The sequence below is a fragment of the Ruegeria sp. BHSB172 genome (genome assembly GCF_059613165.1).
Genome location: NZ_JBXWRZ010000004.1, coordinates 144779 through 158726, shown reverse-complemented (window position 1 = coordinate 158726; position 13948 = coordinate 144779). Strand labels below are relative to the sequence as shown.

Annotated in this window: 13 protein-coding genes and 1 pseudogene; 4 read left to right on the top strand and 10 right to left on the bottom strand. The window is 61.6% G+C overall.

The genetic code is table 11. From position 1 onward, the window contains the following. The first annotated feature begins 195 nt into the window (after positions 1 to 195). The 4 genes from AC2FM3_RS03825 (at position 196) to AC2FM3_RS03810 (ending at position 4672) form a co-directional block, all read left to right on the top strand. A complete protein-coding gene (locus tag AC2FM3_RS03825; protein ID WP_496679175.1) occupies positions 196 to 1212 on the top strand; it encodes an amino acid ABC transporter substrate-binding protein in 1017 nt (338 codons plus the stop codon). A gap of 121 nt (positions 1213 to 1333) precedes the next feature. After that, on the top strand, positions 1334 to 2566 hold the full coding sequence (locus tag AC2FM3_RS03820) for an amino acid ABC transporter permease (RefSeq protein ID WP_496679174.1): 1233 nt from the start codon (positions 1334 to 1336) through the stop codon (positions 2564 to 2566). A gap of 3 nt (positions 2567 to 2569) precedes the next feature. Further along, positions 2570 to 3868 carry an amino acid ABC transporter permease gene (locus AC2FM3_RS03815; protein WP_496679172.1) on the top strand — a complete coding sequence of 433 codons (1299 nt, stop codon included), beginning with the start codon at positions 2570 to 2572 and terminating at the stop codon, positions 3866 to 3868. Positions 3869 to 3880: 12 nt separating this feature from the next. Continuing rightward, positions 3881 to 4672: an amino acid ABC transporter ATP-binding protein gene (locus tag AC2FM3_RS03810; RefSeq protein WP_496679171.1), complete on the top strand. Its 792-nt coding sequence runs from the start codon at positions 3881 to 3883 to the stop codon at positions 4670 to 4672. Between the two features lie 47 nt (positions 4673 to 4719). On the opposite strand, the gene AC2FM3_RS03805 is transcribed toward AC2FM3_RS03810, so the two are convergent. From AC2FM3_RS03805 to AC2FM3_RS03760, 10 genes and pseudogenes are all read right to left on the bottom strand, one after another. Continuing rightward, positions 4720 to 5217, bottom strand: coding sequence for a SixA phosphatase family protein (locus AC2FM3_RS03805; RefSeq protein ID WP_496679169.1), 498 nt, complete (start codon positions 5215 to 5217; stop codon positions 4720 to 4722). Continuing rightward, positions 5202 to 5867, bottom strand: a complete 666-nt coding sequence (locus AC2FM3_RS03800) for a ferredoxin (protein WP_496679168.1) — start codon at positions 5865 to 5867, stop codon at positions 5202 to 5204. Before AC2FM3_RS03800 ends, AC2FM3_RS03805 begins: the two co-directional genes overlap by 16 nt. Then, positions 5864 to 6658, bottom strand: coding sequence for a sterol desaturase family protein (locus AC2FM3_RS03795; protein ID WP_496679165.1), 795 nt, complete (start codon positions 6656 to 6658; stop codon positions 5864 to 5866). The genes AC2FM3_RS03800 and AC2FM3_RS03795 overlap by 4 nt, the downstream gene beginning before the upstream one ends. Positions 6659 to 6715: 57 nt before the next feature. Beyond that, on the bottom strand, positions 6716 to 7579 hold the full coding sequence (gene argB / locus AC2FM3_RS03790) for an acetylglutamate kinase (RefSeq protein WP_496679164.1): 864 nt from the start codon (positions 7577 to 7579) through the stop codon (positions 6716 to 6718). Between the two features lie 302 nt (positions 7580 to 7881). After that, positions 7882 to 8595 (bottom strand): annotated as a pseudogene (locus AC2FM3_RS03785) (PepSY-associated TM helix domain-containing protein); the annotation flags it as partial. A gap of 66 nt (positions 8596 to 8661) precedes the next feature. After that, entirely contained in the window at positions 8662 to 8952 is a 291-nt protein-coding gene (locus tag AC2FM3_RS03780; RefSeq protein WP_496679163.1) for a DUF2946 domain-containing protein, read from the bottom strand. A 70-nt stretch (positions 8953 to 9022) separates the two neighbouring features. Next, on the bottom strand, positions 9023 to 9676 hold the full coding sequence (gene yihA, locus AC2FM3_RS03775; RefSeq protein WP_496679161.1) for a ribosome biogenesis GTP-binding protein YihA/YsxC: 654 nt from the start codon (positions 9674 to 9676) through the stop codon (positions 9023 to 9025). Then, on the bottom strand, positions 9673 to 10410 hold the full coding sequence (locus AC2FM3_RS03770) for an MOSC domain-containing protein (RefSeq protein WP_496679158.1): 738 nt from the start codon (positions 10408 to 10410) through the stop codon (positions 9673 to 9675). Before AC2FM3_RS03770 ends, yihA begins: the two co-directional genes overlap by 4 nt. Beyond that, on the bottom strand, positions 10407 to 12236 hold the full coding sequence (yidC, locus tag AC2FM3_RS03765; RefSeq protein ID WP_496679156.1) for a membrane protein insertase YidC: 1830 nt from the start codon (positions 12234 to 12236) through the stop codon (positions 10407 to 10409). Before yidC ends, AC2FM3_RS03770 begins: the two co-directional genes overlap by 4 nt. Before the next feature lie 116 nt (positions 12237 to 12352). Next, positions 12353 to 13894 carry a putative bifunctional diguanylate cyclase/phosphodiesterase gene (locus AC2FM3_RS03760; RefSeq protein ID WP_496679154.1) on the bottom strand — a complete coding sequence of 514 codons (1542 nt, stop codon included), beginning with the start codon at positions 13892 to 13894 and terminating at the stop codon, positions 12353 to 12355. Between the last annotated feature and the right edge of the window lie 54 nt (positions 13895 to 13948).

Here is a 13948-nt window from a genome sequence, read left to right as displayed (position 1 = left end):
GATTTGAGAGACTTGCCTACGCCGCCCGCTTGATCTCATCGATTTCCATGATCCGGCCCTTGACGTTTGTTTATGAATGCGCCCAAACTCGGGCGCACTAAAGGGGAGACACCTTTTGGGTAACCGGTCCGGCTACCTTGCGTGTCGGATAAAAGCCCGTCCCGGATCGGGGCGGGAAATCAGGAAGAGGTAAAAATGAAAAAATCCGTAATCTTGGGCGCGGCGACGATTGCTGGTCTGGCTGCTGGCGCGGCCGCGGCGGGAACCATGGACGATGTTAAGGCGCGCGGCAAGCTGAACTGCGGCGTGACCACCGGTCTGGTCGGTTTTGCGGCACCCGACGCTAACGGCGAATGGCAAGGCTTTGACGTGGCCGTCTGCCGCGCCGTTGCCGCCGCCGTCCTGGGCGATGCGAACGCTGTCGAATTCGTGCCCACCACCGGCAAGACCCGCTTTACCGCTCTGGCGTCGGGCGAGGTCGACATGCTGGCGCGCAACACCACCTGGACCTTCAGCCGCGACGTTGACCTGAAGTTCGAATTTGTCGGCGTCAACTACTATGACGGTCAGGGCTTCATGGTGCCCAAGTCGCTGGGCGTGAGCTCGGCCAAGGAACTGGACGGCGCAACCGTCTGCATCCAGACCGGCACCACCACCGAGCTGAACCTGGCGGATTTCTTCCGCTCGAACAACATCAGCTACGAGCCGGTGCCGATCGAAACCAACGCCGAAGCGCAGCAGCAGTACCTTGCCGGTGCCTGTGACGTGTACACCACCGACGCATCGGGCCTGGCCGCAACCCGCGCCACTTTCGAAAACCCCGGTGACCATGTCCTGCTGCCCGAAATCATCTCGAAAGAGCCGCTGGGCCCGCTGGTCCGTCACGGCGACAACGAGTGGGGCGACGTGGTTCGCTGGACCCTGAACGCGATGATCTCGGCCGAAGAGCTGGGCATCACCTCGGCCAATATCGATGAGATGGCCGCCGGCACCGAGAACCCGGAAATCAACCGCCTGCTTGGGAGCGAAGGCACCCTGGGCGAGATGCTGGGTCTGGACGCCCAGTGGGCCATGCGCGCGATCAAGGCGGGCGGCAACTATGGCGAAGTGTTTGCCAAGAACATCGGCGAAGACACCCCGATCGGTCTGGCACGCGGGCTGAACGCCCAGTGGACCGATGGTGGCCTGCTGTACTCGCCGCCGTTCCGTTAAGAAAACCGAGAAGGGCGCAGGGTTTCCTGCGCCCATTTCTCATAAATAGCTGCGGACAGCTCGGGAGCAGGGAATACCCTGCCAAATCAGAAGCATCCGCAAGCCACGGGGATCCCAAAACATGTCGACTATGACTGACCCACCGAAAGCTGATTTTCGGTTGTCGATGCTCATAAACGATACCCGCTATCGCTCTTTGACCTTCCAAGTGATTGCGGCCATCGTTATTGCGCTCAGCATCTGGTATCTTGGCAACAACCTGATCCAGAACCTCAGGGCTGCTGGCCTGAACATCTCATTTGCATTTCTAGGCGACCCGGCCGGTTACGACATCAACCAGCGCCTGGTCGAATATGACAGCCAGTCCTCACATGGACGCGCGGCGATCGTTGGTATCCTCAACACGCTGCTGGTTGCGTTTCTTGCCTGTGTCACGGCCACCATTTTCGGTGTGATCGCAGGTGTCCTGCGGTTGTCGAACAACTGGCTCGTCTCCAAGCTGATGGCGATCTATGTCGAGATCTTCCGGAACATTCCGGTTCTGATCTGGATCATCATCATCTTCACCATCATGACGGCAGTGCTGCCGGGGCCACGGGCGTTCCGGGGTGACAACCCGACCTCGAGCATGCTGTTCGACCTGTTCGCCTTCACGAACCGCGGTGTTTACATCCCGCGGCCGGAATTCAGCAACGGTCTTTTCAGCTCCACGATCTTGAACTGGCTTCTGGTGCTTGCGGGTCTGGTCGGCTCTTGGTTCGCGTCGCACGAAGTTGAAAAGCGTGCGACCCTCAAGCAGGAGCAAACCGGTGAACGTCCCAAGACCTTCCTGGTAAAACTGGCCGTGTGGTTGGTACCCTTCCTGACCCTGATGGTCCTGATGGGCTTGACCTGGGATGTGCCCGCGTTGAAAGGCTTCAACTTCAGCGGTGGCATCAAGGTGGGCGGTCCCTTGATCGCCTTGTGGTTCGCCCTGTCGATCTACACGGGGGCCTTCATCGCCGAGAACGTGCGCGCAGGCATCCAGGCAATCTCGAAAGGTCAGACCGAGGCTGCGGCCGCTTTGGGCCTTCGTCCGGGGCGCATCATGAAACTCGTGATCCTGCCCCAGGCGCTGCGGGTGATCATCCCGCCGTTGATCTCGCAATATCTGAACATCACCAAGAACTCGTCTCTGGCGATCGCCGTGGGCTATGCGGACATCACCGCCACCCTGGGTGGGATCTCGCTGAACCAGACCGGTCGTGCGATCGAATGTGTTCTGCTGCTGATGCTGTTCTATCTGACGGCTTCGCTGCTGATCTCGGCTGTGATGAACATCTACAACGCATCCGTCAAGTTGAAGGAGCGCTGAGCCATGAGTGATCAAACCACCAACTCGATCGCATTCGTGGCCGAGGGTACGATTCCGCCTTCGCCGCCGCCGGCCAATGAAACCGGCGTGGTCAAATGGCTGCGCGAGAACCTGTTCTCGGGCGTAGGGAACACCATTCTGACCATTCTCTCCGTGCTGCTGATCTATGTTTTGCTGAAGAACACGCTGCCATGGATCTTCAACGGAGTTTGGAATGCGGACTCGCTTTCGCAGTGCCGTGAGATCCTGGACGGCAAGACCGGCGCGTGTTTCGCCGTTCTGACGGAGCGGTGGAACCAGTTGATCTACGGGTTCAAGTATCCCGTGGAAGCCTATTGGCGCCCGAACCTCGCGTTCGTGCTGATGCTGGTGGCCGCAGCGCCGGTTCTGTTCTTCGATCTGCCTCGAAAGATGCTTTTGTTCACTGCGGTTTACCCGTTTGTTGCCTTCTGGCTGATTTGGGGTGGCACCATTCTTGTCCCATTGGTGGCGTTGTTGGGCTGCGTCGCAGCGGCGGTCGTTTTCCAGAAATACGGAAAAAACAGCTTTGCCGCCGGGTTCTTCGGTGGGATCGTCGTCGCGCTGATCGTCTGGAACGTCGGCGGCGCGCTGATCCCCGAAGATGCATCGGAAAATGCTTGGTTGACCGCTGTTCCCAGTCGAGACCTCGGCGGGTTCATGCTGAACCTTATGCTCGGGGTGACCTGTGTATCGCTGTCACTGCCCCTTGGCATCGCCTTGGCGTTGGGCCGCCAGTCCGACATGCCTTTGATCAAGTGGGTCTGCGTCATTTTCATCGAGTTCATCCGGGGCGTGCCGCTGATCACGCTGCTGTTCGTGGCTTCGGTGATGCTGGCGTATTTCTTCCCGCCTGACAGCACGGTCGACCTGTTCCTGCGCGTGGTGATCATGATCACCATGTTCTCGGCTGCCTACATCGCCGAGGTGATCCGCGGCGGTCTGGCAGCGCTTCCTCGTGGACAGTACGAGGCCGCAGACAGTCTTGGCTTGGACTATGCCCAGGCAATGCGGTTGATCATCCTGCCGCAGGCGCTGAAGATCTCGATCCCGGGTATCGTGAACGTGGCCGTGGGCCTGTTCAAGGATACGACGCTGGTTTCGGTCATCTCGATGTTCGACCTCGTTGGCATGATCCGCGGCCCGATCCTGGCATCGACCGAGTGGAATGGCGTCTATTGGGAGCTTTTGGGCTTTGCCGCGCTTCTGTTTTTCGTCGTCTGCTACGGCATCTCTCAATATTCACAGTGGCTCGAGCGTCGCCTTGCCACCGATCACCGTTAAGGAGTTCAACACATGTCTGAACTTGCCATTGATCGCGAAATCGATCGTTCGAAAATGCAGGTGAGCGACGAGGTCGCCATCGAAATCAACAACATGAACAAGTGGTACGGGTCCTTCCACGTGCTGCGCGACATCAATCTGACCGTCAACCAGGGCGAGCGGATCGTGATCGCGGGGCCGTCGGGTTCGGGCAAATCGACCCTGATCCGCTGCATCAACGCGCTGGAAGAGCATCAGGCCGGCAAGATCGTCGTGGACGGGATCGAGCTGACCAGCGACCTCAAGAACATCGACAAGATCCGCTCCGAGGTCGGGATGGTGTTCCAGCACTTCAACCTGTTCCCGCATCTGACGGTTCTGGAAAACTGCACGTTGGCCCCGATCTGGGTGCGCAAGACGCCCAAGAAAGAGGCCGAAGAACGCGCTATGCACTTCCTGGAAAAGGTGAAAATTCCGGATCAGGCCAACAAGTATCCCGGCCAACTGTCAGGTGGTCAGCAACAGCGTGTGGCGATTGCGCGAAGCCTGTGCATGATGCCGCGGATCATGTTGTTCGACGAGCCGACCTCGGCCCTTGACCCCGAGATGATCAAAGAGGTGCTCGACACCATGATCGAGCTGGCCGAGGAAGGCATGACCATGCTTTGCGTGACGCACGAGATGGGCTTTGCGCGTCAGGTGGCGAACCGCGTGATCTTCATGGATGCCGGCCAGATCGTCGAACAGAATGAACCCGAAGAGTTCTTCAACAACCCGCAGAGCGAACGCACCAAGCTGTTCCTCAGCCAGATCCTGGGGCACTGACGCGGGCTGAAAGGCAACAGCAAAGGGCGGGGGCATCCCGCCCTTTTTTATTCCGTCAACTCGCGCGGGATGACGAAACCCCTCACCGTGCCGCTGCGCCAGTTCACATCCCGCCAATCGTCGATGTCAAAGCGGACCACGGTTGTGGCGCCGGTCGGGTAGTCGAAGAACCGGCCGTGCATCGGGGCCTCTTCCACAATGGCGCCTGCAAACACGGCGATTCCCGGATTGTGCCCCAACATCAGCACGGTTTCCCCGGTTGCCGAAGACAGAAGAAGGAACATCCGATCCGGCGAAGCATGGTATAGCTCGTCGGTAAAGGTCAGCTTTTCCGCCTCGAGCCCCATCCGCTCCCAGGTTTCGCGGGTGCGAACGGATGAGGAGCAGAGCAACTCGTCCGGCAACCATCCCTTTTCCTTCAGCCAGGCCCCGATTGCCGCCGCCGATTTTCGGCCCCGCTTGTTCAGCGGGCGTGCATGGTCGCTCAGGTCTGGGTTGTCCCAGCTGGACTTGGCGTGGCGGGTCAGGATCAATGTGCGGGGCATGGTGGATGAAACGCCTGCATGTGGTGGGCCGATTGCTCGGGGTCTCTCCCGGCGCCTGCGCTGAGGGGGCAAGCCAGCCGGGCGGCGCAGCCTCCGGTCATGCAGGACCGCCCCTCGGCAGTGTCCAAATAACCGTGGCAGGCCTCAACATCATAGAACGTCGTGGCGTTCAGCGCCTTCACCGGGCAAGCGGTGGCGCAGGGGGCAGGACAGGTCAGGCAAGGCGGAGGGGCCGTCGCCTCGGGGATCGAAAATTCTTCTGCGAAATGCAGCGCGCCCCGATAAGAGATCATCATGCCCACCGTATCATGCACCATTGCACCGACGGGGCTAAGAAAGGCGCGACCAGATTTCAGTGCCCAGTCGATGAATGGCATGTAGGGCGGTCCGCCGAACGGGAAATGCGCCTCTGCCCCGAGGCTCTCGGCCATCGCGCTGACAACGCGGGTTGACCAGCGATCGACCGGGTCAGGGTCGCCGTCGCGCCATTCGGGCGCGGCCTTGAGCGCAGGCCAGAACGCCCCGGCAGCGCCCAAAAGGATCAGGGTCCCGCCGTCGAGCCCCTTGGCACCGCTCAGGCGCGGATGCTGGGCGCCCATCACGATCAGCCCGTGTTCGTGCGCCGCCTTTTCAACCTCGTCATAGATCATTTCTTGCGAAACGGCAGCGATAGGCTCCAGCCCAGTCTTGTCGGGCGGTCGTCTTGCCATTCGAGACCGATGGTCATGCCGTCATGCCCCTTTCCGGGCTGCGCCACATAGGTTCCCATCCAGCGGTCCCAGATCGACAGGGCAAACCCATAATTGCTGTCGTGTTCCTCCCTCAGCCGCGAATGGTGCACCCGGTGCATGTCGGGCGTTACCAGCAGCCTACGCAAGACCGCATCCAGAGCAAGAGGGAGTTTCAGGTTCGAGTGGTTGAACATTGCCGTGCCATTCAAAAGGACTTCGAACAGTACCACGGCCAGTGCACTGGGCCCCAGCAGGTAGACGAGGCCGATCTTGAGCAGCATCGACAGCGCGATTTCCACCGGATGGAACCGGACCGCCGTGGTCACGTCCATGTCACGGTCCGCATGGTGGACCCGGTGCAGGCGCCACAGGATTGGCACCTTGTGCGTGACCAGGTGCTGCGCCCAGATGGCAAAGTCGAGGATAAGAATGGACAGCGCCACCTCGACCCATGCAGGCCAAGAGAGATGGTTGAACAGGCCCCAGCCCTTTTGGCCCGCATCCAGCGCCGCACCGACCGCCAGCAGCGGCAAGCCGAACGCCATGAGCCGCAGCGCGACGGTGTTGAGGATCGTGATCGACAGGTTGGTGGCCCATCTTTTCGGTCGCCCGTATTGGCGCGGACGGCGCGGCAAAAGCGCCTCGGCACAGGCAAAGATGATAAACAGCCCCAGGAAAACGCCCAGGCGAATGGTGGCTTCGTGCTCCATACATTCACAATTGGGCATGCGATTGAGAATCACAAGCCCAGTTGCGCCAAGAAGCCGTCAGTCGGGACGGATCAGCGAGCCGGCGCCATGTTCGGTGAACAGCTCCAGCAGCACGGCGTTGGGCGCGCGGCCATCCAGGATCACCACGGCGCGGACCCCGCTGTGCAGCGCGTCCAGCGCGGTTTCTGTCTTGGGGATCATGCCGCCGGCGATTGTGCCTTCGCGGGTCATCTCACGGATCTGGCCCGCTTTCAACTCGGTCACGACCTCTCCTGCGGCGTTCTTGACGCCGGACACGTCCGTCAGCAGCAACAGGCGATCGGCCTTGAGCGCCGAGGCAATCGCCCCGGCGGCTGTATCGCCGTTCACGTTGAACGTCTCGCCATTGCGGCCCGCCCCCAGCGGGGCGATCACCGGGATCACGTCATGCGAGAACAGGTCGTGCAGGATCTTGGGGTTCATCCGTGCGGGTGTGCCCACATATCCCAACGAGGCGTCGGTCTGGTCGCAGATCATCAGGTTGGCATCCTTGCCGGAAAGGCCGACGGCCATGCCGCCCTGATCGTTGATCGCCTGCACGATGCGCTTGTTCACCACGCCGGACAGGACCATTTCGACCACTTCCACCGTGGCGGCATCGGTGACGCGCTTGCCGTTCACGAATTCCGACTTGATCTCCAGCTTGTCCAGCATCGCGTTGATCATCGGCCCGCCGCCATGCACGACCACCGGGTTCACGCCGACCTGGCGCATCAGCACCACGTCGCGGGCAAAGCTCTCCATCGCTTCGTCGCTGCCCATGGCGTGCCCGCCCAGCTTGATCACGACGATTGCCCCGTCATAGCGCTGCAGATAGGGCAGGGCGCTGTTGAGCGTGGCGGCGGTGGCTATCCAATCCCGGTTCATGTCCTGTTTCTTCATGGCTGTCGTCCCTCTGGCCTTCCCTGTTAGGGCCTTTGGCCGGACCTGCCAAGCCCGGAACGGGCAGGCCGCAGGTTTTGTTGCGTGGCGCGCCAAAAGGGGGACGCTGCCGCGCCACGCAACCGGGCAACGCCACGCGGCGCCGCCTGAACCGGTCAGTTGAATGCGCGCCGTACCGTAGGTATGTTGCTGACGACCAGCAGGTCGACGGCCAGCGCCGCAAGCGGCGTCAGCCCAACCAGTGGGAAGGCCATGGCCGTGCACAGCCCGATCAGCACCGCGCCCTTCCACACGGGCATCTCGGCCGGAAAGCTGCTCCAGGCCTGCACGAACTTGCCGCCCCAGATCCCGGCCCACGACATGCCCGAGATGAGGAACCCGACCAGCAGCAGCGACATTCAGAACCCGGCGACCGCGTGCAGCGATTTCCCAAAGGCCCGGCCCCGCGCCCGCAGGTCAGGCACCAGGGCCGCCACAACGTTTCCGCGGGGCCACCACCTGTAAAGGCCGGTGAACGCCAGCAGCAGCGCCATCCCGGCCGCGATTTCCAGAATCCGGTCGCCGGTATCGCCCATCAGTAGGGTCGAGTAGATGTTGCCGGCCGGATCGTACCACCCCGCGCGACGGTCCCAGACCTGGATCACCTCGCGGGAATACTGGTCGATGGCCACCATGCGCTGACCGGTCTCGGCCTTGACGCGAAACACGGTTGCCAGATTCGGCGCCTTGGGGCCGATCCATTCGACCACGCGGCCCGGCACGCGGGCCTGAACCATATCGGCCAGTTCGGATGCGGGCATCGCCTGGCCCTTGATCTCGAGTGCGATTTTTTCTCCGTCGCGACCATCGGCTTGGGTAATGAACATCATAATCAGGCCGGTCAGCGGCAGGATGATCAGGAAGGGGACAACAAAAAGCCCCGCATAGAAGTGCCACCGCCAGGCGGCCAGGTAGAATTTTTGCACCTGTTCGCGCCGGCTCGCCTGAGCGCCACCGGTTTGGCCGTCTTGTACCATTTCAGTCTCCAGAAATTCGGAACATCGCCGGCCGGGCGGCTGAGGTTTCAAGTCTTGTTCTCGGTCTCAAGAGAGGTGGGGCGGACCCGGGGCATCGTACCGGGTGTGGAACCCGGCGCTGCGATGGGTGAAATCCACATGCGCCCAACGCGCGGCAATCGGCCAGTCGGCCGGCAGCACCGCTCCCACTTCGGGCAATTGGCCTGCCAGATTCACCCCGCCACGGGGGCAGGCGCTGCGTTCGTCGGTTTCGTCGTGGTCCGGGGCGTCCTCGCCCGGGTTGATCCAGCGCTCGACCAGGCCGTCGCCGGTGCAGATCACCATCAGAATCGCCCCGTCCGAGTTGCGCGTGGGCATCCAGCCATCGGGATTGCACCGGGTACCATCACAGCAACCAGCGTCAGCACCGATATGACGCGCAGCAGCATCATTCCAGATTGGCGATGATCGAACGCAGCGTCGGGATGCCGTCGCCCTTCTCGGACGAGGTCAGCACGATCTCGGGATAGGCGGCGGGGTGTTTGGACAAGGCGCCGCGCACCTGGGCCAGAACCTTTTCGCGGTCCTTGGCCTTGACCTTGTCGGCCTTGGTCATCACGCATTGAAAGGTCACGGCGCTGGTGTCCAGCAGCTTCATGATCTCGTCATCCACGGGCTTCACTCCGTGGCGGGAATCAATCAGTACGAAGGCCCGGCGCAGGGTCTGCCGCCCGCTCAGATACTGTTTCAGAAGGCGCTGCCACTTCTCGACCACCTTGACCGGAGCGTTGGCATAGCCATAGCCGGGCAGGTCAACCAGATACAGGTCGGGGCCCTGGGTGAAGAAGTTGATCTCTTGCGTGCGGCCCGGCGTGTTCGAGGCGCGGGCCAACCCCTTGGTGCCGGTCAGGGCGTTGATCAGGCTGGACTTGCCCACGTTCGACCGGCCGGCGAAACAGACCTCGATCCGGTCGGGGGCGGGAAGGCCGTTCATCGCCACGACGCCCTTGACGAATTCGGACGGCCCGGCAAACAGCTTGCGGCCTTTTTCCAACGCGAATGCGTCGGGCTCGGGGGCCAAAGGGAAAGGCAATGTATTCATAGGACCTGCACCTCGTCTCCGCGCCGGATCGTGCCACCGCGGATCACAGTTGCATAGACGCCGAAATCCTGGTGGTCCCAACTGCGTAGCGCGCCCAGCGTGTCGGCGTCGCGCTGGCCGGTCTCGGGGTTGGCAGTGGTTGCCAGGCAGCGGGTGATCCGCTCCTTGACGTGAAAAACGGCATCACCGATCCGGACCTCGCGATCCAGCCAGTCGAATTCTTCCCACAGAGGAAGGCCGTCGAACCAGATATTGCCCCGCCAGCGGCAGATCGACAGCTTGCGGCCCAGTCTTTGCTCGACCGCGCGGTGCGAGGCCATATTGCAAAGGCTGATCGAGGGGTAGTCGCTGTCGGTCATGCCCCGCCCCGGAACTCGGACGATCCGGGCCGAGGCCGCGCGGTCGGCGGGCATGAGCGGGCGGACCCAATCCAGAAACAGATCCTGCTGGGTGTCTGGGTGGAAGGTCAGATCTGGCCGATCCGGGTGGCTGAGTGTCACGCGATCCCCGTCCAGAACGGCCGAGATCGCCATCAGGCGGGGTGCCTTCGAACCGCGGCTGAAATTTGCGCAGGGCGCCCATTCGGATCCGTCGGCCTCGGACATTTCATGCGCCACCGCCCAAACACGATCCCCGGGCATGGTCTGCCCGGGGATGAGGGTGACTTCGGACAGGGTTTCCCTGCCGTGGCTCTTGATCGGGTGCCGCCAGATTTCGGTGACCGCCCCCGTCATTTGCCGTCCGTTTTCGGTGTTCGCTTGAAGCCGGACTTGATGTTGCCAAACACGTCAGGCTTGTAGCCCTGGCTGCGCATGATCAGGTACTGCTGGGTAAACGTGATCGTGTTGTTCGCGATCCAGTAAATCACCAGCCCGCTGGCGAAGCTGCCCAGCATGAACATGAAGACCCAAGGCATCCAGGCAAAGATCATGGCCTGGGTCGGATCGGTGGGCGCCGGGTTCAGCTTTTGCTGCAGCCACATCGAGATCCCCAGCAACAGCGGCAGGATCCCGATGAAGATGGTCGCCATCAGGGTTCCCGGCTCGGGACCGGCCCAGGGCAGCAGCCCAAACAGGTTCATGATCGAGGTCGGGTCCGGCGCGCTTAGATCGCGGAACGGGCCGAACCAGGGCGCGTGGCGCAATTCGATGGTGACGAAAATCACCTTGTACAGCGAGAAGAAGATCGGAATCTGCAGCAGTATCGGCAGACAGCCGGCAGCCGGGTTGACCTTTTCCTTCTTGTACAGCTCCATCATGCCCTGCTGCATCTTTTGGCGGTCGTCGCCAGCGGCCTCTTTGAGGGCTTCCATCTGCGGCTGAAGCTCTTTCATTTTGGCCATCGAGACATAGGACTTGAAGGCCAGCGGGAACAGAATCGCCTTGATGATCAGCGTAAGCCCGATGATCGACCAACCCATGTTGCCGATCAGGGCGTTGATGTTGTGCAGCAGCCAGAAGATCGGCTTGGTCAGGAAGAAGAACCAGCCCCAATCGATGCTGTCGATGAATTTCTGAACGCCCTGCGCCTGATATTCGCGGATGGTTTCCCATTCCTTCGCCCCCGCAAACAGCCGGGTGGTAACCTGGGAGGTTTCGCCGGGTGCGACCGTCAAGGTCGGCAGTACTGTTTCGGTCTGATAGATCTTGCGGCGGGCGTCGTATTTCGCGGCGGCCTTGAAGGCCGAGCCCGGCTCGGGGATCAGTGTGGTCATCCAGTAGTGATCGGTAAAGCCGATCCAGCCGTTTTCCTTCACCTGATAGACCTCAGCCTGGGCGCGTTCGTTCGGGTCGATGTCGAATTCTCGGACATCCCCATAATCGACTTCGGACAACGTCCCGTCGGCCATGCCAATGACGCCTTCGTGCAGGATGAAGAAATTCTTCAATCCCGGAAGATCGCCATCCTCGCCCATGCCATGCCGGGCAAGGATGCCATACGGCGCCATGCCGACCTCGGTCTGGCTCGCGTTCTCAACCGACTGGGTCACCGTGAACATATAGTCTTCGTCCACCGCGATCGTGCGACGGAAGGTCAGGCCCTTGCCGTTGTTCCAGACCAAAGTGACCGGGCTGTCCACGCCCAGCGTTTCGCCACTCTCAATTTCCCACAAGGTATTCGGGCCGGGCACGTCGGCCCCAGCAAGTCCGGCGCCGGGGGCCCAACCATACAGCGCGTAATATGCGGATTCCGATCCGACCGGCGACAGAAGTTCGACGATGGGCGCGTCTTCTTCGAGCGAGACCTTGTAATCCTTCAGAAACAGCTCATCGATCCGACCACCCGAAAGCGAAAGACTGCCCGTCAGGCGCGGGGTGTCGATCTCGAGCCGCGGCGCGTTGGACTCGGGGGCCGCTTCAGCGGCTTCCGAGGTGGTCTCGCCAATGGTCGAAGGCCCGGCGGCGCTCGGTGTTTGGAGCCCGTCACCATCGGTCGCACTGATCTCGGTTCGGTCGAGGTTCGTGGCGGGTTCCGGCGGAGGGAACAGCACGAACCACACGAGGATCACGAGAAAGCTGAGCGCGGTTGCGAGGATGAGATTCTTGTTCTGATCGTCCATCGGGGACAGCCACCTTGAGCAGTGAAAGACACCGCAGGGTTCAACAGAGTGCAGCCCGAAAGGTCAAGCGGAATCGCCGCTGTTTGCCCGTTGCAGCGGCAATGCAGGCGGCGATTTCAGGATTCTCCTCCCATTTTCCGTCCGATCGCGGGCGCTCCCTTGAGGCTGTTGCGGTGGTTGGTGATCCACCGCACGGTCTCTTCCCAGGGCATCGGTTTGGCAATTCCATAGCCCTGAACATGGTGGCAGCCCAACTGCGCCATCAGCGCATGCTCGCCGGGGGTCTCGACGCCCTCGGCCAAAGTTTCCAGGTTCAGGCGTTCGGCCATCGTCAGTATCGCGCCGACGAGCTGTTGCTGTTCAGGGTCCTTGTCGGCGTTGGTGACAAAGGACCGGTCGATCTTGATGCGGTTCACGTTGAAACGTTTGATCGACGCGAAGGCCGCATGCCCGGTGCCGAAGTCATCCAGATCGATATGGCAGCCCATGGCGGACATCTGCGCCACGTTGCGCGCAATGATATCGTCGGGATGCCGAGCGAACACTGTCTCGAGAACTTCGACAGCCAGCCGCTCCGGGGTCAGGTCGTACTGGTCCAGTTCCCATTTGAGGCGGTCGATCAGCTTGGGGTCGCGCAGTTCCTCCGACGAAAAGTTGATGCCGATCCTGGGCACCACCGCCCCCGCGCGATCCCAATCGCGCATGGCCGAAAAGGCCTGGTGTCGAATGGCCTGGCCAAGCATTCCCATCAGGTTGGCCTGCTCTGCGAAAGGCAGGAAGACCTGCGGGCGCAGTACCCCTTTGGTGGGGTGATTCCAGCGCGCCAGAGCCTCGAAACCGGTGACGTCCCCCGTATCGGTCGAAACCTGTGGCTGGAAACACGGCTGGATTTCGCCGTTGTCCAGCGCCGCCTCAAGCTCTTTGCGGAGATTGACATGGATCAGAGACCGGCGCCGGGTCTCGGTGGAAAAGGCCCGGATCGTCGACGGCCCGTTGCGCTGCGCTTCGGACAGCGCGGCCTGTGCGGCCTCGATCCAGTCGGATGCCGGTCCATCGGGAACCATTGACTGCAGGCAGAACCCGATCGAGCAGGACAGGTAGACGCTGACGCTGTTGAGCGGAACGGGTTCCTCGACAACGCTCTGAATGCGGCCCGATGCCTGAATGCAAGCCTCGAGCCCGAGCTGCGTGGAGGGGTGCATGCCAATCAGGAACGTATTTCGGGAAATGCGCGTCGCGACGTCCTGACTGCGTATGACCGATAGAACCCGGTCGCCGAATCGCTGTGCGATTAAATCGGCGGCGGCGGAACCGTGCAGTTCCTGAAGGTCGTCGAACTGATCCACGGCGACGACCAGACAGGCGGCATCGCACCCGGTCTCCCGCGCCGCCAGGTGCATCTGCTCCAGCCGGGTTCGGAACGCGTCGTTGGAAACCAGGCCCGAGATATTCTGGCCGTCGGGCAAGGTATTGTCAGTCAGGCGCAGGGCGATCAGAAAGGCCAAGGGCAGGCCAAGGGCCGCGACGATCAGCGCGGTTTCTCCACCCAGCCAGAATGCGGCGAGGCTGAGTGCGGGAACGAATGCCAGCCCCTGCGGAATCGAGAGAACGGTCAGCAGCGCGTGCCGGATCTGTCTGAAGAAAGTATGGGTCCGCATCGGGTTTCGGCCCTCGTCCTTGGCGTTGTCGTGCAGGGCGAGGGTAGAAAACCA